We start from the raw sequence: 22543 nt of genomic DNA, 5'->3' as shown, positions 1-22543 counted from the left end.
CAGCAAACAGATGACTGAGCGCTATGCGCCGTTTGCTGACGCTGCATCGACCGAATTACCCCTGGGGCGCCTGTTGCGCCTCTCCTTGTTCCAGTTGTCTGTTGGCATCACGACAGCACTGCTGGTGGGCACGCTCAATCGCGTGATGATTGTGGAGCTGGGCGTTCCCGCCTGGTGGGTGGCGCTGTCTGTCGCGCTGCCGCTGGTGTTTGCGCCGTTGCGTGCGCTGATCGGCTACCGCAGCGACACGCACCCTTCGCCGCTGGGCCTCAAGCGCATGCCTTACATGTGGGTGGGCACCTTGCTGATGTTTGGAGGTCTCTCCATCATGCCTTTTGCCTTGTTGCTCTTGTCTGCACCCGACACCGCTGGCGTCTGGGCGGGCCGCATCGGCGGCGCGCTGGCCTTCCTGCTGGTGGGTGCCGGCATGCAGATCACCCAGACCGCCGGCATGGCACTGGCCAGCGATTTGGCCCCTGAGGCCAAGCGCCCCCGCGTGGTGGCCTTGCTTTACAGCATGTTGCTGCTGGGGCTGATCCTCGGCAGCGGCTTGCTCGGTTTGTTGCTGATTGATTTCAGCCCCACGCGCCTGGTGCAGGTGGTGCAGGGTGCCGCAGTGATGGTGGCGGTGCTCAATGTCATCTCGCTGTGGAAACAGGAGCCGCGTCAGGCCCGCCGTGGCAAACGAGAAGAGCAGGGCTTTTCGCGCAGCTGGCAAAAGCTGATGGCGATTCCGAAGATCCGCCGTTTTCTCTGGACTGTCGGCCTTGGTACTGCCGCCTTCAGCATGCAGGACATCGTGCTGGAGCCTTTCGGCGGCGAGGTGCTGGGCCTGAATGTGAGCCTGACCAGCACCTTGACAGCCATGAGTGCCGGTGGCGCCTTGCTGGCTTTCGTCCTGTCAGCCCGTTTCATGTCCAAGGGTCTGGACACCATTCGCCTCGCGGCCATCGGCGCGTTGCTGGGTCTACCCGCATTTGCCTGTGTGATCTTCTCGGCACCGCTGGAATCGGCGATGCTGTTCCAGTTTGGCGCCGCGCTGATCGGCTTTTCCGGCGGACTGTTCTCTGTGAGCATGCTGCTGACGGCCATGGAGCTGCCCGAGCGCGAGCTCACTGGTCTGGTGCTCGGCGCTTGGGGCGCGGTGCAGGCTACTGCGGCTGGCCTGTCGATGGCCTTTGGCGGTGTGCTGCGCGATGTGGTGTCGGGTCTGGCCACATCGGGCTGGCTGGGCAGTGCACTCAATTCGCCCGTCACCGGCTACAGCTTTGTGTTCCACCTTGAAATTTACATGCTCTTCGTGGTGCTGATTGCACTGGGACCGCTGGTCCGCCGCAGCGCCGCCACAAAACACACAAGTCACCCGATCGGACTGGCCGAATTGCCAGGATAAGTCACCCCCGCCCGCTGTCATTGAAGGAGAACCACCATGGAAACAGGCGCTATCACGCAGTATGTCGACGTCGCACAGCTTGTGCTGTATGCCTTTTGGGCATTTTTCGCAGGACTGATTTACTACCTGCTGCGGGAAAACCACCGCGAAGGCTACCCGATGGATCCAGGTCGTGAAAACGGTCCGAAGGTGGAGGGCTGGCCCGCCGTACCTGAACCCAAGGTTTACAAACTGGCCGATGGTCGCGAGATGCTGAGCCCGGACCCCAACCGTGCCGATGGCGACTACAGCGCGCAGGCCCGGCATGGCTGGAATGGCTCGCCACTGGAGCCTGTGGGCAATCCCCTGCTGGCGGGTGTGGGTGCAGGCGCATGGGCCAATCGCGCTGACATCCCTGACCACATGTTTGACGGCACGGTGAAGATCGTTCCGCTGCGCGTGGCGCATGAGCATGGCGTTGCGGCCCAGGACACCGATCCACGTGGCCTGCCCGTGCTGGGCGCCGACGGTGAACGCGCCGGTACGGTCTCCGACATGTGGATTGACCAGGCCGAGATCCTGTTCCGCTACATCGAGGTCTCGCTGACCGGTGGTGGCCAGGTGCTGCTGCCGATGAACTTCGCTTATGTCAGCCGCGATGCGGTTCGCGTCAAGGCCATTCTGGCGTCGCAGTTTGCGCAGGTTCCTGCCTTGCGCAACCCGGAGCAGGTCACGCTGCTGGAAGAAGAGAAGATCATGGCCTATTACGGCGCCGGATCGCTCTACGCCACGCCTGAGCGCCAGGAGCCGCTGCTGTGAACACCAACCACGAACATGAGTTCGAGGCCGCCCTCGGCCTGCCCGAGGAGCTGCCAGCCGGTGAGCACATTCTCTGGCAGGGGGCGCCTGACTGGCGTGTGTTGGCGGTAGAGGCTTTCCATGTCCGCAAGCTGGCGATCTACTTCGCCGCCATGCTGGCCGTGCAGGCGATGTATCTGGCGGGTGAGCCCGGCGGTATGCCGGTGCGGCCACTGGCCACCAGCGTGGGCATGGCCCTGCTGGCACTGCTGCTGCTGAGCATCACGGCGTATTTCTCGGCCCGTACCACCATGTACACCCTGACCGACAAGCGTGTGGTGATGCGCGTCGGCATTGTGCTGACGCTGACCTTCAACCTGCCACTTAAGCAAATCGCGGGTGCCGCGTTGCGGCCAGAGGCCAAGGGTTTTGGCGACATCGCCCTGACCCTGAAAGGCTCAGACCGCATTGCGTACCTGAACCTGTGGCCGCATGCACGCCCCTGGGAGCTGAAGAATCCGCAGCCCAGCCTGCGCTGTCTGGCCAACGTGGCGGGCGTGGCCCAGACCATGCAGCAGGCATGGCGCAATGCGAATCCGGATGTGCAACTGATGGGCAGTGAGTCGGTCAGTGTGTCGGGCGCCGCGTCTGGCATCACTTCAGGATACGGGCAGGCTTCCGATCACCGCACAGCCGCAGTCTGAGACAACAGCCAATAAAAACAGGTCACATCATGGATGAAACCACTTCTTTCAAGGCGGAAGCACCGCTTGCCACTTCACGTCCATGGCCTGCCTGGCTTCTGGGTCTGGCCGTGGTCGGCACGCTGGCGGGCGTGACCTGGCAACGCAGCACGGGTGAGTCCATCTCGGAACCCCGTGCCGCCGTGCAGTGGCAGCGTTCGCTGAATTTTGAGGATCGCCCCAACGGCGACGTGGTGGTGGTGGACCCGATGAGCCGGCAGGAGATCGCGCGCTTCGAAGGGGAGCAGGGCTTTGTGCGCGGCACGCTCAGGGCGCTGGCCCGCGAGCGCAAGCGCGCATCTTTCGGGCCTGAGATTCCGTTTGAGCTGGTGGGTTATGCGGACGGGCGGTTATCGCTGCGTGACCAGGCCACTGGTGCAGACATCAGCCTCGAGTCGTTCGGGCCGGTGAATGCCGGCATCTTTGCGCGTCTGCAAACCGCATCGCCCACGGCCCATGTTTCGTTCAAAGGAGAGAAGTCATGAATACCTCAGGTTCTGCAGCCGTCCAGGACATGGACCATGTGGCCATGCTGATGGACCGGGTGGAAAGCTCGGAAGATGCGATTGCCAAGGCGGTGAGCAGCACCATGCTGTCGCCACGCTTTTACACCACCGACTTCAAGGCCATGGATGCGCTGGATGTCTCGCCGGTACGCGGCGAGTGGGACGCGATGATGAAGGAGTACGAGGGTGACAATAACCATGACCACTTCCAGCGCGATGCACGTTTCGCAGAAGAAGTGCGAACCCTCATGCCCCAGCTGTCGCCCGAAATGCGGCAGGAGTTTCTCGACTTCCTGATCAGCTCGCTGACCTCGGAATTTTCGGGTTGTATTCTCTACAACGAGATTCGCAAGAACGTCACTAACCCGGACATCAAGCAGTTGATGACTTACATGGCCCGCGACGAGTCGCGCCATGCCGGTTTCCTGAACCAGTCGCTCAAAGACTTCAACCTCGGCATCGACCTGGGCAGCTTGAAGCGCACCAAAAGCTACACCTACTTCAAGCCCAAGTACATTTTTTACGCGACCTATCTGTCGGAAAAGATCGGCTACGCGCGCTACATCACCATCTTCCGCCAGCTGGAGCGCCATCCCGACAAGCGTTTCCACCCGATCTTTCGCTGGTTCGAGCGCTGGTGCAATGACGAGTTTCGTCATGGCGAATCCTTCGCGCTGATCATGCGCGCGCAGCCCAAGCTGCTAAGCGGCGTGAACAAGCTCTGGATCCGCTTCTTTATCCTGGCTGTGTACGCCACCATGTATGTGCGGGACCACAGCCGCCCGATGTTGCACGAAGCGATGGGCCTGAAGTCCACCGAGTACGACTACACGGTGTTCCGCATCACATCAGAAATCTGCCGGCAGGTGTTTCCTGTCGAGGTGGATATTGACCATCCGGTCTTCCGCGCGTGCCTGGAGCGCCTGCTATCCCTGTCGCTGGCCCATGCCAAAGCCAAGGCGCGAGGCGGTGTCTGGGGCAAGTTGCAGGGTGCGGGTTACGCCGTCCAGGCGGCGCTGACCTTCGCCCGGTTGTTCATGGTGCCGGTGAAGTCCAACGTGCTGCCCGAGCAGATCCGCTTTCAGCCCGTCTGGTGAGCGGCCTGACCCGCTGTTCATGATGTTCCCCATTCGCAGGAAAGCAACCCGAACCCATGCCTGACTTTTTCTCATCCAACACGGCAGCGGTGCTTTTTGCCCTGCTGTGCTGGTGGTTTGGTACCGGGGTGATCCTGTGGCTGGTTCGCCTGCCTGTGGCCACATTCAAGTGGAGCCTGTGGGTCTTCACTGCGTTGCTCGGCGTTGGCTTATGGGCCAGCCATGTAAGCATGCAGTCGTCAGGTGTCAGCAATGCGTACCTGGGCTTTGCCAGTGTCATCCTGATGTGGAGCTGGCATGAGATGGCGTTTCTCACCGGATGGCTGACTGGCCCCCGCAAAATCCGTCTGGAGCCGGGCGCGGTCGGCATGCGCCGCTTCACGCAATCGGTGCAGGCCGTGCTTCACCATGAGCTGGCCTTGCTGGCCAATTTTGTGGTGCTGTGTGTATTGCAGATCGGTGAGCCGAATCATGTGGCGATTTGCACCTTTGCGCTGCTGTGGTGCATGCGCTTCACGGCCAAGATGAATCTTTTTCTTGGTGTGCCGCAGGTCGGTGAGCAGTACCTCGCGAGCCACCTCGCTTATCTGGGCAGCTACTTCAAGCGTGGCCCGGTGACCGTGTTTTTCTTTGTGACCATGGGTGTCGCTTGCGGAACCTGGCTCTGGCTGGTGTGGGAGGTGCAAAGCGGCGCCGTCGCAGCCACCACCGGGTCGGTGCTGTTGGCAGCTCTTCTGGGCCTGGCCATTGTTGAACATGTGCTGATGGTTTTTCCCGTGCCGCTTCAGCGGCTCTGGGGATGGGCCATGTCGCGCCAATCGTCAGCGGGCAGTGCGCTCCCGCTGGTTCCCACAGCCATTGCATCGGCGCATGTGCACACCACCAAGTCTGACCAGGCATGAACGCATTCTCCACGCTTGAACAACGACAACTGACACTTGAAAACGAAGCCAAACCGCATGCCGTGATCGTCGGCAGCGGCTTCGGCGGGCTGGGCGCCGCAGTCCGGCTCTCGGCACGCGGCTGGCGCGTGACGGTCCTCGAAAAGCTCGATGCGCCCGGTGGGCGAGCCTACGTGTACCGTAAGGATGGCCACGTCTTCGATGCGGGCCCCACCATCATCACCGTACCCTCGTTGTTCGAAGAACTCTGGGCGCTGGCCGGCCGGCGGTTTTCGGATGACATCGCGCTCAAGCAACTGGATCCGTTCTACCGCATCCGTTTCGCCGATGGCGACCACTTTGATTACAGCGGCGACCCCGACAAGATGCGCGCTGAGGTGCGCCGCGTCAGCCCGTCCGATTCGGCAGGCTATGAACGCTTCATGGCCGAAGCCGACCACTGCTACCGCCTCGGTTTTGAAGCGCTGGGCGCCAAGGCTTTCGACACGGTGGGCGACCTGCTCCGTGCATCGCCAGCCATTTTGCGCATGCGTGGTTGGCGCAGCCTGCACACCATGGTGGCGGCACACCTGAAGCACCCCAAGCTGCGCATGGCCATGAGCCTGCAAAGCCTGCTGATTGGTGGCAATCCGTTTTCAGTGACCTGTGTTTACAGCCTCATCAACGCACTGGAACGCATGTGGGGTGTGCATTGGGCCATGGGCGGCACCGGATCGCTGATCAACGGACTGGTGAGTCTGCTGCAAGGCATGGGCGGCACGCTGCGCTGCAATGCCGAGGTGCGCCGCATTGAAGTCAATGGTGGGCGTGCCACCGGGGTCACGCTGGCCAACGGCGAGCAGATCGCTGCAGACATCGTCATCTCCAATGCCGACACCGCCTGGACTTATCGCAACCTGATTGAGCCGCAGCACCGCCGCCACTGGACCGACAAGCGCGTCGAGAAGGGCCGCTACTCGATGAGCCTGTTTGTCTGGTACTTTGGCACCAACAAGCAGTACACCGACGTGCCGCACCACATGATGCTGCTGGGCAGCCGCTACAAGGAACTGCTCAAGGACATCTTCAAGCGCCACAAGCTGGCGAGTGACTTCAGTCTGTATCTGCACCGCCCGACGGCCACAGACCCAAGCATGGCACCGGCTGGTTCTGACACCTTTTACGTGCTGGCACCCGTGCCGCATCTGGACAGTGGCACTGACTGGCAGACCGAGGCCGAGCCTTACCGTCAGGCGATTGCCAAGGTACTGGATCAAACCGTGATGCCCGGCTTTGAGCAACACGTCACCACCTCGTTCATGACCACACCGCAGGACTTCCATGACCGGCTGCTGTCATTCAAGGGCGCTGCGTTTGGATTGGAGCCGCTGCTGCTGCAAAGCGCGTGGTTCAGGCCGCATAACCGCAGCGAAGACATCGACGGCCTCTACATGGTGGGTGCCAGCACCCATCCAGGGGCTGGTGTGCCGGGCGTGCTGATGTCGGCCAAGGCGCTGGATTCCGTGGTTCCGCATGGCGAAGCATTTGTCGCTGCCTGCAGCCCCTGACAACATCAACATGACTATGCACGTGTTTTATTCCTCCCCTCGAGGTGGTTCATGACGCAGCGTTCCTACTTTTCGCCTGACCTGTCTTCGGCCCACCACCAGCGTGACCTTGATGCCTGCGTACGCATGATGCGCACCGGCTCGCGCACTTTCTTTACAGCCAGTCGCCTGCTGCCCCCGCGCATGCGTTCCGCCAGCATTGCGCTCTATGCGTTTTGCCGTGTCGCCGATGATCTGGTCGACGAGGGCGTATCGCCGTCCGACAGCCTGGCCCAGCTCTCGAAGCGGCTCGACGATATCTACGCTGACCGCCCGCAGCCACTGGTGGAAGACCGGGCGCTGAGCGCAGTGGTTCATCAGTACCAGTTGCCGAGGCCGCTGCTCGATGCCCTGCTGGAGGGCTTCACCTGGGATGCACAGGCCCGGCGCTACGAGACGATTGAAGAAGTGCATGCCTATGCCGCCCGCGTGGCAGGCAGCGTGGGCGCCATGATGTGCTGGCTGATGGGGGTGCGCAGCGCGCATGCCATGGCCCGCGCCTGCGAACTGGGCCTGGCGATGCAACTGACCAACATCGCCCGTGATGTGGGTGATGACGCCCGAAACGACCGCCTGTACTTGCCGCGGCAGTGGTTGCACGAAGCCGGAATTGATGCCGATGCCTGGCTGCAGGCCCCGGTGTGTTCTCCCGCCCTTGAAAGCGTGGTGGAGCGTCTGCTCGCTGAAGCTGACCGCCTGTACCAACAGTCCACCCAAGGCATTGCCGAATTGCCGCGCGATTGCCGCTCGGCCATCATGGCAGCGCGCCTGATTTACGCCGAGATCGGCGTGCAGCTGCGGCGCGAAGGCATGAACCCGGTGCAGCGCCGGGCGGTGGTGGCGTCTTCGCGCAAGCTCACGCTGCTGGCTTCGGCCTGGCTGCAGTCCGCATGGATGAGCCCGACCGACGCGGCCACGGCAGCGGCTGAGCCGGTGGATGCGATCCGTTATTTGGTGCAGCACTGCACCGAGGCCAGTGAGCGCCTGCAGCATCAAGCGGCCCAGCAGCCCACCCATGCAGGCATTCCACACCGCTCGCTCGGCCAGCGTGCTGAGTGGATGCTGGAGCTGTTCGAGCGGCAAGCGGCTTTGCGCCAGGGCCGCGCCAATGTGCGCAGCGCCTACTTCCCGGCCCAACCCGGCCTGCATTGACTGCCCCGCAGCAGGTGTAAATCCCTGCTGAATCGACGGATTTTTCAGCCTCGGCATGATGTCGTGATGAAACCAACACGCCTTGTCATCTGCCCTGAAATTGCCCTCGCCATCTCGCCGCCCACTCAAGTAGTGCGCCACGCATTGACTGCTGCCTTTTTCTTTCTGTGGCTGGCAGCGATCACCCAAAGCGGGGCCGCACGTGCGCAGGCTGTGCCTGAAGGCATGCAGTCCATCAGCGGATTCGCCATCGACCGCACCGAGGTCAGCATTGGCGCGTTCCGCCGGTTTGTGCAGGCCACCGGATCGGTGACGCAAGCCGAGCGCAGCGGCGGTGGCAGCACCTACGAAGCGGGCTGGGAACAGCGCGCCGGTTGGGTCTGGCATTCACCGTATGGCAAACCGGGGCGCGATGGCGAGCCTGCGGCGCATGTGACTCACGGCGAGGCCGAGGCCTTTTGCCGCTGGGCGGGCAAACGACTGCCGACCGATGCAGAGTGGGGCCTCGCCGCCTACAAGGAGCACCGCGATGCACCGCCCGCCGGCTTCAGCAAGGGCCAGACCTACCGTTACCCGACCGGCGACAGCCCCATGGGCGCTAACTGCCTGGGCGATTGCGGCAGCGTGGCCACCGTGCCCGAGGCGGTGACCTCACGCGGACGCGGCCATGCGGTGGCGGGCAGCACGCGGGTCGGGGTCAACGGTCTGCATGACATGGGCGCCAATCTCTGGGAGTGGGTCGACAGCGGCCCCGGCACCGAAAAGCGCACCCGGGGTGGCTCCTGGTGGTACGGCGCGGCCAGCATGCAGGACAACCACGTACAGACCAAGCCAGCCAACACGGCCGTGGTTTACATCGGCTTTCGCTGCGCGGTGAGCTTGCCGGCGGCCAGCCGGTAATAAGCGTGCCCTAGCCGCGCCGCGGCATGCGCCAGGGCAGCATGGCCTGAACCACCGGTGACACGAGGCGTGGCACGTTCAGGGTTTCGTGAAAGCTCGACACGGTTTCACCGAGCAGGGTACTTTGCAGCACTGCGCGCTGGTAGAAAGGCGTGTCTTCCAGTTGCTGGCTGACCTCCACCGGGCCGTCGCTGCGCATGCGGCGGTTGATGCCCCACAAGGTGCGGCGCAGGTGTTGCGTGGGCGGCGGCTCAAAGGGGGTGACCTCGCCGTTCGGCTGAAAGCGCAAGGCCAGCACCTTGCCTGCGCTGGCCGGGCTTGAAGCCTGTCCGCGCTGGGCGGGCGTCTCGGGCTCGACGTCGTAAAGCACTGCGGTGCTGCCGTCTTTCATCTGGCTGCGTGACCAGTCCCATTCGGTGAAAGCGTTGGCAATCGGCTCGTCCCCTTCGTTGGAGTCAAGGTAGGCGTGGCCTTTCCAGCGCTGGGCGGGGTGCTGGAGATCGACATCAATCCGCGCATGCGGCGCGAGTGGTCCCCAGCGATGCTTTCCGGCGCCATCCAGCGGCGTGCTGAAGTTGAACAGCTGGCGCGGCTCCAGCCGGATCCGGCCCTTGATGCGGTACGGAATCGGCATGCAGACTTCATCGATGTGGATGATGAGCGAGCGACCATCCCACTGCAACTGGCTGGGTCCGATGTTGAACTCCACGGCGCTGCGGCTGCAGTGGCGCTGGCCGCGCTCCGTCATGGCCCAGCGCTTGGCCTGGCGGCTGTAGAGCGCGACATTCAGTGCGCAGTGGTTGTCTGCTGCGGGCTGCGCGGCATTGCCACCACGCCGTGCCCAGGCGTAGTAGGGCGAGAACACGCTGCCCACAAAGGCGATGATCGACAGGCCCCACTGGCCGTCGTCGCTCAGCGCATCGACATACCACCAGAGATAGCCACCGGAGGGGACCGCCTGGTCAAAGCGAGGCTGGCCATCACGGCCGCGGCCGCCTGCTGGCCGGACATCGCTGCCATCGGCACGCCGGGCCCCGGATGCACGCTCCCACCGGCCAGGAACAGGCCCTTGATCGGCGTTGGCGCTCCCGGCCGCGCGAATGCCGACATCCACCCGTGAGTGGCCTGGCCATACAGCGCTCCGCCCGTCGCCGGGAACAGCCGGTGAAAGTCCACTGGCGTGGTGCGCTGTGTCGGGCTGTCTGGCTGGATGTTCAGGCCGCAGCGCTGCAGCAGGGAAAAGCTGGTGGTTTGACATGCGTCGAGTGCCTCCGGAGTGATGGTGTGGCCGTCGCCGTGGGCCGGTGCGTTGACGAGGCACAGCAGGCGTTCTGCAGCCTGCGGGGCAGGTGACTCGCCGGCGCCGCGGTCCTGCGCGCAGACATAGACCGTGGGTTCTTGGGGCAGTCGACCTGCGCCGAAGATGTCGTTGAACTCACTGGCGTAGTCGTGCCTGAAGAAAACGTTGTGGCGGTCCAGTGCCAGGCCCGATGTGACTGCATTCATTGACCAAGTCACTGCCGACAGCGAGCGTGGCGCAGCCTTCGCAGGCACTGCCGGTCGAACTGCAGCGCCCAGCAATCCGGTGCGCAGTGCAGCGATGTCGCCGTTGAACACCACGCGGTCGGCCTGCAGTTCTTCCCCGTTCGCGAGGCGCACGCCGCACACCCGGCCATCCTTCAGCAGAATCTGCTGACAGGCTGTGCCGTAACGGAATCCTGCACCTTGCGCCTTGGCCAGCCGTGCCAGGCTCCGGGCCAGCGCGTGCATGCCGCCTTGAACCGCCCACACGCCGTCGAGCTCGACCTGCGCGATCAGCATCAGCGTGGCTGGCGCCTCCCACGGAGACGATCCGCAGTAAGTGGCATAGCGTGCAAACAGTTGCCGCATGCGCGGGTCCTTGAAGTGGCGGCCCAGCGCATGCCAGAGGCTGCGCATGGGGCCTAGGTCCATCAGCGCGCCCAGCCCGCCCACACCCAGCCGTGCCGGCATCTGCAGTAGCGTAGGCGCCGATGAGCGGATGAACGGACCTTCAAGCGCCTGATAGGTCTTGCGTGCCGCTTCACAGAAGTCTTCAAAGCGCTGCGCCTCGGCCGGGCCTGCAAAGTCCGCTACTGCTGCGAGGGAACGCGCGGGGTCGGCAAACAGGTCGAGCGACGAGCCGTCTTCCCAGAAGTGGCGGGCCAGTACCGGCAGGGGCGTGATCTTCAATTCGGCTTCAAGTGTGGTGCCGACCGACTGGAAGATCTGGTCGAAGATCCAGCGCATGGTGAACACGGTGGGGCCGCTGTCAATCAGCGCGCCGCCCACGTTCAACTGGCGCACCTTGCCGCCCGGCCCATCGGTCGCCTCGACTACGGTGACCGCCAGGCCCTGCCTGGCCAGTTGCAGGGCGCTCACCAGTCCGCCCATGCCGGCGCCGATGACGATGACGTGATGTTCAGCCATGGCTTGCCTCATGATTTTTCCACTGTCCCTGCTGGTGCAGCACACGCATGCGCATGAACAGCGACTCCGAAAAGAAGCCGTGTTTGTAGGCTGCCTCGATGGCTGTTTGATGGGCGCCGCCATGTGCGTAGCCGAGCATCGAGGGGGTGTCGCGCCACAGGCTGAAGGTGCATTGCCTCACCAATGGGGCTTCACCGAGGCCCATGGCCAGTATGCAGCCGGGCGCGGTTTGCAGATCGGCCTGCGCCGCAGGGGCAAAGCGCCAGAAGGCCATTGCTTTTGCGGGTCGAATGCTGGCGCGGGTCAACACGGCCAGTGCTGGCTCAGCATCGCCCGCGATTTCGCTGTCGTTTGCAGCATGCGGCGTGCTGGTGAATACCTGCCCGTCCCACTCACCACGCGCAGAATCGATGGCGAGAATCGCAGACCACCACTCTCGCGAGCGTTCGCGGCCGGCGGTGACGTATGGCCCGGTGAGGAAATCCTCTGCCTGGGCACGTTGCTCAAAGACGGTGATCAGCCCCTGATGAGAGGCACTGGGCCGCAGGCTGAAGCCGCCCCCATGGCCGCTGCCCATGACCTTGGCAAACCGCAGACCGGGTAAATCCTTGATGGCGCCTGTGCCCTGGGCCAGACGCATCCAGCCCCATGCCTGGTGCGGACGAAGGTAATCCGCCAGGACCACCGCCATAAAGCCCGACACCGCGATGACATCCGGTGAGGGGGCTTGCATGGGGTGGGCCGGCGGACCCGTCAGTTGGGCCGCACCCTTGCGGGTGACGGCGTCGTTGACGACTCGCTACGGCTTGGCCTGTGCGGGTGCCGGCGCGACGGCTGCGGCGGCAGTCGCTACGTTGGCTGGCGTCAGGGGTGCTGCGGCGGCAGGGGCTGCCGCAGCGGGGAGGCTTCCCAGCTCGGGGTGGTCCTTGAGCATCGAGGCACCGTTCAGTGGCTTGTAGGCACCCTGGTGGCAAGTGGCGCAGTTGAGCTTGGCCACATCACCGGTTTCGCCCTTGCGATTGGCCGGGAAGGTGTCGGTCAGCGGCTCCATGTAGTCCTTGTTCAGGTCACGTGCCATGCGGATGCCGTGCCATGCCGTCACGCGTTGTGGCGGGCCGCCTTCCCAGCTCGAGAATGAGCGGGTGTTGTGGCAGTAGGTGCAGTTCACGCCCAGAGACGAGGACATGTGCTCCATCAGCCCGTAGGTCCATTCCGCCTGCTTGATCGACTGGCGGTTGCCAGAGGGCAGGGCGGTGGTGCCATTGACGCGAATCTCCTTGCTTTCGAGCAGGAAGGGCGTGAACGGGTCGTTGGGGAGGGATGCCAGACCGACGCTGTCTGCCGGTGAGTTCTGGCCAGCCTTGTCGCCGATGAAGTTGCTGCCGTACGGCTGGGGGTCTGACTTGAACCAGACCGCCTTCGGCACGGGCTCGCCGCGGTGGCAGGTGTAGCAGGTCACGCCAGTGGCAGCCACGTGCTGCTTCCAGTCGGCATTGATGTGCTGCGTCATCTGCACCATGCGCCGGGCCACGGTCTTGGTGTACTTGCTGTCTTCGGCAAAGTTGGCCGGATTGTGGCAATAAGTGCAACCTTCCGCAGGCGAGACCCAGTTGGTCATGGCCACCATGAGACGGTTGAACTCGCCAACGCTGAGGTCGCCCAGCACCTTGACGTTCTGGTAAACCTGACCGGCTTTCGGGCCTTCAGCAGAAGCCGCATCCAGCGCTTTGGGCACCTGGTTTTCTGCGGTTTTTTCTTCCAGCAGGCGCGGGTTGTACACCTGCACCATGCCGGTTCCGCGGTAGCCGTGCTGCACGCTGTCAATCGGCGGGCGCTCGCAGGCACTCAGCAAAAGCAGGGAGGACAAACCTAGCAGCTGCAAGCCGCGTGTGATGGGTGAGGTGTTTCGCATCATGGTTTGACTCCTGGGCTAAGGGCTGGGTCCATCACGGCCGGGAAGATTTCCGGATAAGGGGGCACGACACCGTGTTTCATGGACCACAGGTACCAGTTGTCCACCACCGTGCCGGTGAGCAGGATGCCGATGCCGCCAGTCAGCGGGCACAGCACGGCGAACCACCAGGCCCAGCGGTGAATGGATTCCATGGTGGCATTGAAGCCCATGGTCCAGCGCCAGAAGAGGGCTGCACGCTCAGAGGCCGTGCCGCGGTCCACGATCTGCTCGATCTCGCGTTCACCGCCGAACTGGCTCACCGCCAGGATGGTGGCGCCGTGCATGGCGAACAGCAGGGTGGCGCCGTACAGGAAGGCAATCGACAGCGCATGGAACGGGTTGTAGAACAGGTTGCCGTAGCGAAGCGAGAAGGCAGCCGTCCAGTCAAGGTGCGGGAAGATGCCGAACGGTACCGCCTCGCCCCAGCTGCCCATCAGCACCGGACGGAAGAGACCAAGCACCAGGAAAAGCCAGATGGCTGCAGCAAACGCCCAGGGGACATGGGTGCCCATGCCCAGCGCTCGGGCCCGTCGGTAGGTTCGCGCCCACCAGAGCAGTACGGAGATCGTCAGGAAGAGGCCGGTGATCTGCCACCAGCCACCCTGGTTCAGCGGAGCCAGACCCAGGCCGTTGCCCGGTGCCGGTGGCTCCAGTGCCAGCCAGAAGAGTTGCCGGATGAACTGGATCGGATCCCAGTTGACCGAGGCCAGCATGTTCAGGCCGATGATGTTGAACGCGAGCGTTCCGAAGATCAGCGAAGCCACACCCATGCCGCCGAGGTACACCGGTCCGATCTGGGCGTTGCCGATGCGTCCCAGCCAGTAAGAGATGGCAGGGGTGTCGCCAAAGCGTTTGTCGTTGCCGGGGCCGAGCGGGATGCCGTGGTGCAGCGGCCCTGTCGCCTGCACAGCAGTGAAGAGGTTTTCGTATTGAGCCATGAGAGTCTCCTTAGCCTATGCGTAGATGATGCTTAGACGGTGCGTTGTGGTCTGATCAATTCCAGATAGGCATATTGAGCCACCAGCCCCACCATTCAGGCCATCCGCGACTCCAGAAGGGACCACTGATGACGATGCAAAGTGCGCTGAACAACACCGCAGCCAGTGCCAGGAACAGGCCCAGGCGGTGAATGCCCAGTGTTCCGACCGAGTAGCCGATGATGTCGCGGAAGAAGGTGTCTTCATGCTCGGGCGTCTTCACGACCTCACCCTTTTTCGGGTTGGTGGCTGAGAGGACCAGCGCGCCGTGCAGCGAGAGCGCCAGCACGGTGGCAAAGAAGAAGCTCACGGCGATCATGTGCGCCGGGTTGTAATGAAAGTGCAGGTACTGGTAGCCCACGTTGGACACCCAGTCAAGGTGGCTGAAGATGCCGTAGGGGAAGCCGTGTCCCCAGGCGCCCAGCAGGATGGGCCGGATCACCACCAGCGTCACATACGCGAAGATGGCCACGCCGAACGCTGCTGGCACGTGGTAACCCATGCCGAGCTTGCGGCAGATTTCCACCTCCCGCATCATCCATGAGACGAACGCGCCAATCGCACAAACGGTGATCAGCTGCCACAGGCCGCCTTCCATCAGCGGCGCAAAGCGCAGGCCGTAGGAAAGGTCAGGGGGGGCAATACTGATCTGCCAGAGATTCCAGGTCGGCCCTTGCGAGGCACCCCAGAGAATCATGGCGGTGCCGAGCAACGCGAAGAACGCGGTCGTCACGCCAAAGAAACCAACATAAAAAGGGCCCATCCAGAAGTCGAACAGGTCACCGCCGACCAGGGTGCCACCCCTTACCCGGTATTTTTTTTCAAAGTTAAGCATGGCCATGGTGAAACTCTCCTGTCGCTTGAGTGATGAACACTTGCTGCAAACTGCTTTTCTAACTTGTCAAATCAATCGTCTTTTCCGGAGGGAACCGGAAAAAGAGCAGATGCTGCGCCGGCCAAGGCGCAGTGCAGCATCTGCACTTCGCCTGAAGGTCAGGACTTCGCCGCGGGAGTCGCTGCAGGCATTGGTGCGTTTTGCGCAGCCGTTGCCGTTGCTTTCTTCGGGCCGTCGAGCCAGTTGAACTTGTTTGTGCTCAGCAAGATGAGGTGAATCATCGCTGCCAGTGCAAACAGAAAAACACCTTGAACTACCATCGCCCGAAGCGGGTCGTAAAGTCGCCAAATTCTCCACATGATCTTTTCTCCTTAAATAATATGAGACATGAGTGTGTACACCGCAGCATGGACGCCCGAGAAGATGCTGCTCTTGTGCTCAGCGCCTGGTAGCCACGTCTGCCAGTGCATTCCGACCAGTTGGCCGAGAACAGCAAGGGACAGCAGCAGTACAAAGCACGGGGCAAAGATCAGGACAAGCGTGAGCCTGTCAACCCGGTGGGATGGCTTAGTCGAGGAATAAGACACGTCGTTCATGGCAGTTTCTCCATTCATGCAAGGGAACCGAACTTAGAGCCAGGGTCTCCACATCCACACCAGGATATGAGCCACCACAGCAATCGCCGTGAAGCCCAGGAAACCCTGGATGTAGTACGTGTGAAACTCCTGAGCTTCCTCGTCCGTCAGGCCGGAAATTGAGGTCCGAGTTGACATACGAATGCTCCTTTTCAAAAGGCCAAAAGGCCTGTGCTGCGCGCAGCCCGCGCAGCCTGGGCGTCCGTAGCAAATTGCCACGAAATGGGGTAGGACTGGCGGGTCAGCGCCAGAACAAAATTCGGTGTGGTCTGTAGACCCTGCGTGTGTGCGTTCATGCCGGCTCTCCCAGGGCCATGCCCATGGTTTTGCCAGCCTCGGTCACGTGCGTTTCCGTCACGACCGGGTCTTTGGCTTCGCGCGCCTGCTGCTCCGCCTGGTCGCGCAGCCGCTTGGCCGCTGAAATCTGCACCAGCACGGGTTGCTGTGACACCAGGGCATGCAGCCGCACTTGTGCCTTGTCTTCCCATGGAGTGGCCGCTTCGCCCTGGATGCGTGATAGGGTCGGCTCGACCTTGTCCATGTCGGTGCCCAGCGGCAGGATGTGGAACAGGGCATCAAACAGCGCGTTGCAGACTTCCTGAATCAGGTAAGTGGCGCCGCTGTAACCCATGAACGGTGTGCCGATGTGGCGGCGGATGATGGCGCCCGGGAACGAGGCCGGAATGAAGGCCGCACGCATCGGGCCGGTGCTGCCGGCTTCTGCCAGGTACATGCGCTCGTTGTAGCTGCCAAAGAGGATCAGCGGGGTCTTGGTTTGCACCATCTCGCGCACTGCCGCGTTGTCGGTCTTGCCACCTGGAATGCGTGACACGGCGAAGCGGCAGGGTAGACCCATTTCGGTTTCGAGGAAGTTCTGCAGGCCGCGTGTGTAGGTTTCATTGGCGACCACCGCAAAGCTGGCAGTGGCGAAGAAATCCTGGGTGACCGAGCGCCACAGATCCCACACCGGTTTGATGGTGGTGTGCTTCTCGCGTTCGATGAAGGGTTCCGGATCCAGGCCCAGCAGCTCGCCCAGCTTGCGCAGGAATTTCGTGGTGCTGTGCAGGCCAATCGGGGCCTGCAGGTAGGGGCGGTCCAGCGCCTCGCAGAGCATGCGGCCGAACTCGCGGTACATGCAGATGTTCACATCGGCTTCCACCAGCCGCGACACTTCGGACACATGGCTGCCCAGCGGGAAGACCATGTTGATCTCGGCGCCGATGCCTTGCACCAGACGGCGGATTTCCGCGAGGTCGCTCGGGCTGTTGAAGGTGCCGTAGCAGGGGCCAATGATGTTGACGCGGGGTTTCTCGCCCGGTGCGCGTTCGCTCATGGGCTTGCGCGCCGGCACTTTCTTCATGCCGTACTCGCTCCAGAGCCAGAACATCGCGCGGTTGGCGCACTGCCACTGGTCTTCGTCGATGGTGCGCGGCAAAAAGCGCATCAGGTTCGTGCCCTCAGGGGTCACGCCGCCACCGATCATTTCGGCGATGGAGCCTGTGACCACCACAGCAGGGAGTTCAGGGTCGAGCACGGCGTGTGCCCGTTTCATCGAGCCTTCGGTGCCTTCACGGCCGAGCTGCTCTTCAGCCAGACCAGTCACCACAATCGGCAACTCATGGGGTGGCAGGGCGTCGGTGTAGTGCAGCACGCTGGTCACTGGCAGGTTCTCGCAACCCACCGGGCCGTCAATGACCACTTGCAGGCCCTTGATGGCTGTGAACACATACACGGCACCCCAGTAGCCGCCAGCGCGATCGTGGTCGAGGACTAGCATCAGCCCATTTCCTCCGCTTTGCGTTTCTTGGCCTGCTTCTCGTTCTGCCGCTTCATTTCCTTGCGGAAGTCCGGGAAGGCTTGGGGAACCTCTTCCCACACGCCGGCCTTGTCGCCCTGACCAACGCCGCCGAAGAAGGCGTTCATGGTGTCAAAGCGCGCCTGGTTGCCCATCGCGGCGTTGATCACCTGCACCAGCGAGCCGGCGCCAGCCACACCCATCAGCGGACGGGCGGAAATCAGGTTGGTGAAATAGAGCGCTGGCACGCAGGCCTCTTTGGCAGCCTGTACCACCGGTGTGGTGCCGATGGCCAGCTGCGGCTTGTATTCGTGCAGTGCGTTGAGGTCGTCTTCCAGCGAAGCACGGAACTGCACCTGCACGCCTTTGGACTTGAGCCATGCGGCGTCGTGCGCGTTCCACGGGGTGGCGGGACAGGCGGAACCGACGTAGCGCAGATCGGCGCCACACTCGACCAGCAGGCGACCCACCAGGAGTTCAGAGCCTTCGTAGCCACTGAGGGTGATACGACCCTTGATTTTCTGTTGCGACAGTACGCCGCGGATGGCGCCCAGCGACTGGTTGCGCGCTGCGTCAATCAGGGCCTGTGAGATGCCCATGGTCTGGCCCACCGCGCCAAGCCAGTCGTGCGTGCCATCGACGCCGACGGGAGCCGAGCCGACGATGGGGCGACCAGCCGCCTCAAACTCACGGATGCTGGCAGTGTAGAAGGGGTGAATGGCTGCGACGGCAGCGCCATCGAGCGCGGCATAGAGTTCGCGCCATTCGCGGGTCGGGGCGACTGTGCCCACAGCAATGCCCATGGGCGCAATCATTTGCGCAATGATCATCGGATCGGCCGGGAACATTTCACCGAGCAGCGTGATAGTGGGCTTGTCCGAGCGCGCCTGGCGGGGTGCAGGCACCGGACCGGCCATGACTTCATGGCGGGCGTACTTCAGCATGGCGCCAGTCAATACATCTTTGGCTTCTGCATGGGTCGGCACGCCAAAGCCTGGTACATCGATGCCGATGATGCGAACACCGTTGATCTCTTTGGGCAGGATCTGCAGCGGCACACCACTGGCGGTCGGCACACACAGGTTGATGATGACGATGGCATCGAGCTTGGCCGGATCTGCCTGGGCATGCACTGCTTCGCGGATGTCTTCAAAGAGCTTGCCGGTCACCAGTGATTCGCTGTTGAAGGGCACATAACCCACGCTGCGGCGGGCGCCGTAGAAGTGGCTGGTGAAGGTGAGGCCATACACGCAGCAGGCCGAGCCGCTGAGGATGGTGGCGGTGCGGCGCATGCGCAGACCAACGCGCAGTGAACCGAAGGCCGGGCACATGCTCTGCGGCTGGTCGTGCGGGCCGGCGTTCTCGCGCTTCGGGTAGTCGGCGGCGTACTGTGCCAGCACTTCGCTTTTGCCAGTCGATTTGGCGGCGGCCAGCAGTGTTTCACCGCCGGCGTGGCAACCCATGCCATCGCCTTCAATGGCGGTGGTGGCCTTGACGGGGATGATGGGAATGGTGCCGGTGTTCATGGTGAATCAGACTTCGTCGTAAACCACTTCGAGGGTCGGCTTGATGTTTTCGGTCTTGCCGCACATGTCGAACTGCGTGGCAGGCTCCAGCACCACATCGCGGCCGACAGCCGAGGCGGAGAACAGACCGAGCAGTTCGTCTTGCGTCATCGGCTTGGGTCGCATCGGCGTGGAGTTGCCCACGTTCTCGGCGAGCTGGGCGAACATCGGACCCCAGACGGATTCAGGGCGGCCAATGATTTCGTAGCTGGCGCTCTTGCGGCGGATGTCGTCGTCGGCCGGGATGACTGACAGGACCGGGATGCCAACTGCTTCAGCGAAGTTCATCGCCTCACCGGTGCCGTCGTCGCGGTTGATCACCATGCCGGCCACGCCGACGTTGCCGCCGAGTTTGCGGAAGTATTCGACGGCGCTGCAGACGTTGTTGGCGACGTAGAGCGATTGCAGATCGTTGGAAGCGACCACGATGACCTTCTGGCACATGTCGCGGGCAATCGGCAGGCCGAAGCCGCCGCACACCACGTCGCCCAGGAAGTCGAGCAGCACGTAGTCAAAGCCCCACTCATGAAAGCCCAGTTTTTCAAGCAGCTCGAAGCCGTGGATGATGCCGCGCCCGCCGCAGCCGCGACCGACCTCAGGGCCGCCGAGTTCCATGGCGTAGACGCCGTCGCGCTTGAAGCAGACATCGCCAATCGCGACCGCTTCACCGGCGAGTTTTTTCTTGCTGCTGGTTTCAATGATGGTGGGGCAGGCGCGGCCACCGAAGAGCAGGCTGGTGGTGTCGCTCTTGGGATCACAACCAATCAGCAGCACTTTTTTGCCCTGCTGCGCCATCATGTAAGAGAGGTTGGCGAGCGTGAAGCTCTTGCCGATGCCGCCCTTGCCGTAGATGGCAATGATCTGCGTTTCCTTGGTGGCCTCGCCGGTGTGGACGGGCGTGGGCTCCTGGGATGCTTCGCGCCGCAGTTGCTCCACAAATTTAACGGTTTGCATGCTGCCGCTCGAAGTTGTCATTTCAGTGTCTCCAGTCCAGAACCATCTTGAGGCACTCCGGGTCGCCAAAGGCCACCTCGTAAGCTTGGTGTGCATGCCCGGGTTGTTGGGTATGCGTGATCAATCCATCCAGTGACAACCGGCCGGCGTGCACCAGCTCGGTGACTGCCAGCAGGTCGGCCCGTTTCCACTCGGCGGCCACACGGATCTGCGCTTCGCGCATGAAGGCCGGTGGGTAGGCGAAGGAAATGTTTTGTTTGTAGAAGCCGGCCAGCACCACCTCGCCTCCAGGAGCCAGGCGGGGAATGACGCGATCAAGGATGCCGGCGTCGCCGCTCACGTCATAGATCGCTGCGTAGTCCTTGCGGGTGTCTTCGTCCGGATGGATCACGCTGTAGCCTTCAGCGCCTTCGCGGCGTGCGGCAGTGGTGTCCCAGACGGTCGGGGCAGGCATGCCGGCAGCAACGGTCAGGCGGGCCAGCAGGCGCCCCATGACGCCGTGACCGATGATGAGGTCGGGTGCTGCAGCCGGTGCGCGGGTACCGCCCAGTGCGACGCTGTGATAAGCAGTGGCGGCCAGCGCGAGCAGGGCGGCATCGGCGCCGAGTTCGGCGTTCACACGGACCACGCGGTTGTGTGGAACCACCAGGTGGGAGCCACTGCCACCGAAGAGGTTGTGCACGCCTTCAAAACTTTTGGAGCCAGGGACGAAGACGGTGTCGCCCACCTGGATGTCGCAGTCGGCATGAACCCGGGTGACGACCCCGACGGTTTCGTAGCCGGGAACCAGCGGATAGCCCATGCCGGGGAAGGCTGGCATGCTACCGTCCCACAGCAGACGCTCGGTTCCGGTGCTGATGCCGCTGAAGCTGACCTGGACTTCCAGATCGCCTGCCACTGCGCTGTGCATTTCCAATTGCTGCACCGTCAGGGTGCAAGGATTTTGGAAGACTATCGCAGAAGCTTTCATGAGTTGTATTCTTTAGTTGACATTGATAAGTGTCAAATCAAATTGACGCTTTTATCGAAAATAGGGTGACTTTCAAGGGTAAACACCTAGAAAACTAACTTTTTTGACCGATTAAGAGGCCAGCGTGAAGGGGCATGGGGTTGGCAATGGCGCGAATTCCAGTAAATCCGGCTTCCGACATCAGGCTGCTGAGCTCCTTTGCGGTGCGCAGACGACCTGAACCCATGGCGAGCAGGTAAAAGTGAAAATAAGGGTCGCTGACCGCGGGTTTACCCGGTGAGTCGGCATCGGATTGCGCCATCGGCTCGGCAAGCAGCAGCGAGCCGCCAGATGGCAAAGCCATATAGATGGCCTTTAAAACGGTGCGTACAACGTCATCCGGATGGTCGTGGGCCACCCGCAGCAGCGTGACCAGATCGGCGCCTGCAGGCAGCGCATCCTGCGTGAAGCTGCCGCCGTACACGGTGATGCGATCGGCCAGCGCATGCTGTGCGATGCGTTCCCGTGCAATCGCGGCCACACCTGGCAGGTCAAACAGCATCAGCTCCAGTGAGGGCTCGCGCCGGGCCAGTTCCATCACCCAGCCGCCCTGACCACCGCCCACGTCCAGCACGCGGCGATGGCGTGAGAACGGGTAGGAGGCGAGCAGCTCTTCAATCACGAAACGCTGTGAGCTCGACATCAATTCGGAGTAGCGCGCCACCTGATCCGAGGGGTGTGCTGCTGCACTGCCTGGCCCTGCTGCGCCCGGCTGGCCGGGTGCAGCGGCCGTATCAGCCGCATAGGGCCAGTAGGCATGCATGCTGGCCTGCTCGGGCTGCCGCATCAGTGCCAGCGGGTCGCGCAGGTCTTCGTAGAGCAGCGCGTTGTGTTCGATCATGGCGCGCAGGCCGGCATGGGTCACCACTGGTGCGCCCAGCGCCCCCAGGCCATAGCGACCACCGGTGCGGCGGTCCAGCAGGCGCAGCGCAACAGCAGAGTCCAGCAGGCGCTGCAGTGCCTCGGCCTGAAGGCCCGTGTGGGTTGCCAGTGCGTCCAGCGTGGCAGGTGCTGCCATGACTTTTTCCAGCAGGCCGAGTCGCACGCAGGCCAGCAGGACCTGGCTGTGCACAAAGCCCGCCATCACTTCGAACAGCGCATCGGCGCGGCGACGTGTGATCCAGCGCCCGACCGGGTTGCCCAGCGCCCAGCGGTAGAGCGAGGGGCTGGTCATCCATTGATCGATGCGGGTATCGAGGCGCTCCCGCCATGAGGCGGGAGTTGCTGCCGGCGGCGTGAACGCGGCAGCGGGCGTGTGCTTGGTCGAGGTATTCACTGAGGCTTCAGCGGGGCGCACTGGGTCAGGTGATCAATG

The 22543-nt window shown here is 62.8% G+C and carries 23 protein-coding genes; 10 read left to right on the top strand and 13 right to left on the bottom strand.

What is annotated here, in order from left to right; all coding sequences use genetic code 11:
- Positions 1-10 precede the first annotated feature (10 nt).
- The 9 genes from AAG793_RS05385 (at position 11) to AAG793_RS05345 (ending at position 9056) form a co-directional block, all read left to right on the top strand.
- Complete coding sequence (locus AAG793_RS05385; protein WP_341905066.1) at positions 11-1393, top strand: BCD family MFS transporter; 1383 nt, start codon at positions 11-13, stop codon at positions 1391-1393.
- Between the two features lie 36 nt (positions 1394-1429).
- Positions 1430-2191 carry a photosynthetic reaction center subunit H gene (gene puhA, locus AAG793_RS05380; RefSeq protein WP_341905063.1) on the top strand — a complete coding sequence of 254 codons (762 nt, stop codon included), beginning with the start codon at positions 1430-1432 and terminating at the stop codon, positions 2189-2191.
- Positions 2188-2874 carry a photosynthetic complex putative assembly protein PuhB gene (gene puhB, locus AAG793_RS05375; protein WP_341905061.1) on the top strand — a complete coding sequence of 229 codons (687 nt, stop codon included), beginning with the start codon at positions 2188-2190 and terminating at the stop codon, positions 2872-2874. Before puhA ends, puhB begins: the two co-directional genes overlap by 4 nt.
- Before the next feature lie 29 nt (positions 2875-2903).
- Entirely contained in the window at positions 2904-3398 is a 495-nt protein-coding gene (gene puhC / locus AAG793_RS05370) for a photosynthetic complex assembly protein PuhC (protein ID WP_341905059.1), read from the top strand.
- Positions 3395-4516 (top strand): magnesium-protoporphyrin IX monomethyl ester (oxidative) cyclase, encoded by a 1122-nt coding sequence (gene acsF / locus AAG793_RS05365; protein WP_341905056.1) that lies wholly within the window; start codon positions 3395-3397, stop codon positions 4514-4516. Before puhC ends, acsF begins: the two co-directional genes overlap by 4 nt.
- Before the next feature lie 56 nt (positions 4517-4572).
- Positions 4573-5418, top strand: coding sequence for a putative photosynthetic complex assembly protein PuhE (gene puhE, locus AAG793_RS05360; protein ID WP_341905053.1), 846 nt, complete (start codon positions 4573-4575; stop codon positions 5416-5418).
- Positions 5415-6965 (top strand): phytoene desaturase, encoded by a 1551-nt coding sequence (locus tag AAG793_RS05355; protein WP_341905050.1) that lies wholly within the window; start codon positions 5415-5417, stop codon positions 6963-6965. Before puhE ends, AAG793_RS05355 begins: the two co-directional genes overlap by 4 nt.
- 51 nt (positions 6966-7016) lie before the next feature.
- A complete protein-coding gene (locus tag AAG793_RS05350; RefSeq protein ID WP_341905048.1) occupies positions 7017-8156 on the top strand; it encodes a phytoene/squalene synthase family protein in 1140 nt (379 codons plus the stop codon).
- A gap of 66 nt (positions 8157-8222) precedes the next feature.
- Complete coding sequence (locus AAG793_RS05345; protein WP_341905046.1) at positions 8223-9056, top strand: formylglycine-generating enzyme family protein; 834 nt, start codon at positions 8223-8225, stop codon at positions 9054-9056.
- A 10-nt stretch (positions 9057-9066) separates the two neighbouring features.
- Here AAG793_RS05345 and AAG793_RS05340 read toward each other — a convergent pair whose 3' ends face one another.
- The 6 genes from AAG793_RS05340 to pufL form a co-directional block, all read right to left on the bottom strand.
- Positions 9067-9921: a carotenoid 1,2-hydratase gene (locus AAG793_RS05340; RefSeq protein WP_341905043.1), complete on the bottom strand. Its 855-nt coding sequence runs from the start codon at positions 9919-9921 to the stop codon at positions 9067-9069.
- 47 nt (positions 9922-9968) lie between these two features.
- The gene (crtD, locus tag AAG793_RS05335; protein ID WP_341905040.1) at positions 9969-11504 is read right to left on the bottom strand and encodes a 1-hydroxycarotenoid 3,4-desaturase CrtD; all 1536 of its coding nucleotides are present in this window, start codon (positions 11502-11504) and stop codon (positions 9969-9971) included.
- Positions 11497-12237, bottom strand: coding sequence for a hypothetical protein (locus tag AAG793_RS05330; RefSeq protein ID WP_341905038.1), 741 nt, complete (start codon positions 12235-12237; stop codon positions 11497-11499). Before AAG793_RS05330 ends, crtD begins: the two co-directional genes overlap by 8 nt.
- A 66-nt stretch (positions 12238-12303) precedes the next feature.
- On the bottom strand, positions 12304-13419 hold the full coding sequence (gene pufC / locus AAG793_RS05325) for a photosynthetic reaction center cytochrome PufC (protein ID WP_341905036.1): 1116 nt from the start codon (positions 13417-13419) through the stop codon (positions 12304-12306).
- The gene (gene pufM / locus AAG793_RS05320) at positions 13416-14396 is read right to left on the bottom strand and encodes a photosynthetic reaction center subunit M (protein ID WP_341905033.1); all 981 of its coding nucleotides are present in this window, start codon (positions 14394-14396) and stop codon (positions 13416-13418) included. The genes pufC and pufM overlap by 4 nt, the downstream gene beginning before the upstream one ends.
- 55 nt (positions 14397-14451) lie before the next feature.
- Entirely contained in the window at positions 14452-15276 is an 825-nt protein-coding gene (pufL, locus tag AAG793_RS05315) for a photosynthetic reaction center subunit L (RefSeq protein ID WP_341905029.1), read from the bottom strand.
- On the opposite strand from pufL, the gene AAG793_RS05310 reads away from it, so the two are divergent.
- Positions 15275-15517 (top strand): hypothetical protein, encoded by a 243-nt coding sequence (locus AAG793_RS05310; protein WP_341905461.1) that lies wholly within the window; start codon positions 15275-15277, stop codon positions 15515-15517. The two genes, pufL and AAG793_RS05310, sit on opposite strands and share 2 nt — an antisense overlap.
- On the opposite strand, the gene pufA is transcribed toward AAG793_RS05310, so the two are convergent.
- The 7 genes from pufA to AAG793_RS05275 all read right to left on the bottom strand — a co-directional run bounded on the left by pufA (position 15429) and on the right by AAG793_RS05275 (position 22504).
- Positions 15429-15629 (bottom strand): light-harvesting antenna LH1, alpha subunit, encoded by a 201-nt coding sequence (gene pufA / locus AAG793_RS05305; RefSeq protein WP_341905026.1) that lies wholly within the window; start codon positions 15627-15629, stop codon positions 15429-15431. The two genes, AAG793_RS05310 and pufA, sit on opposite strands and share 89 nt — an antisense overlap.
- A 270-nt stretch (positions 15630-15899) precedes the next feature.
- Complete coding sequence (gene pufB / locus AAG793_RS05300; RefSeq protein ID WP_341905023.1) at positions 15900-16043, bottom strand: light-harvesting antenna LH1, beta subunit; 144 nt, start codon at positions 16041-16043, stop codon at positions 15900-15902.
- Positions 16044-16197: 154 nt separating this feature from the next.
- A complete protein-coding gene (gene bchZ / locus AAG793_RS05295; protein WP_341905021.1) occupies positions 16198-17682 on the bottom strand; it encodes a chlorophyllide a reductase subunit Z in 1485 nt (494 codons plus the stop codon).
- Entirely contained in the window at positions 17682-19226 is a 1545-nt protein-coding gene (bchY, locus tag AAG793_RS05290; protein ID WP_341905018.1) for a chlorophyllide a reductase subunit Y, read from the bottom strand. Before bchY ends, bchZ begins: the two co-directional genes overlap by 1 nt.
- Before the next feature lie 6 nt (positions 19227-19232).
- Positions 19233-20219: a chlorophyllide a reductase iron protein subunit X gene (locus AAG793_RS05285; RefSeq protein WP_341905015.1), complete on the bottom strand. Its 987-nt coding sequence runs from the start codon at positions 20217-20219 to the stop codon at positions 19233-19235.
- A 22-nt stretch (positions 20220-20241) separates the two neighbouring features.
- The gene (gene bchC / locus AAG793_RS05280; protein WP_341905012.1) at positions 20242-21189 is read right to left on the bottom strand and encodes a chlorophyll synthesis pathway protein BchC; all 948 of its coding nucleotides are present in this window, start codon (positions 21187-21189) and stop codon (positions 20242-20244) included.
- Positions 21190-21283: 94 nt separating this feature from the next.
- The gene (locus AAG793_RS05275) at positions 21284-22504 is read right to left on the bottom strand and encodes a methyltransferase (protein ID WP_341905011.1); all 1221 of its coding nucleotides are present in this window, start codon (positions 22502-22504) and stop codon (positions 21284-21286) included.
- Positions 22505-22543: the final 39 nt, after the last annotated feature.

Origin of the sequence: Polaromonas sp. YR568, assembly GCF_943372955.1 — a bacterium.
Taxonomy (GTDB): Bacteria; Pseudomonadota; Gammaproteobacteria; order Burkholderiales; family Burkholderiaceae_C; genus Polaromonas.
This window is presented reverse-complemented; position numbering and strand designations above follow the sequence as displayed.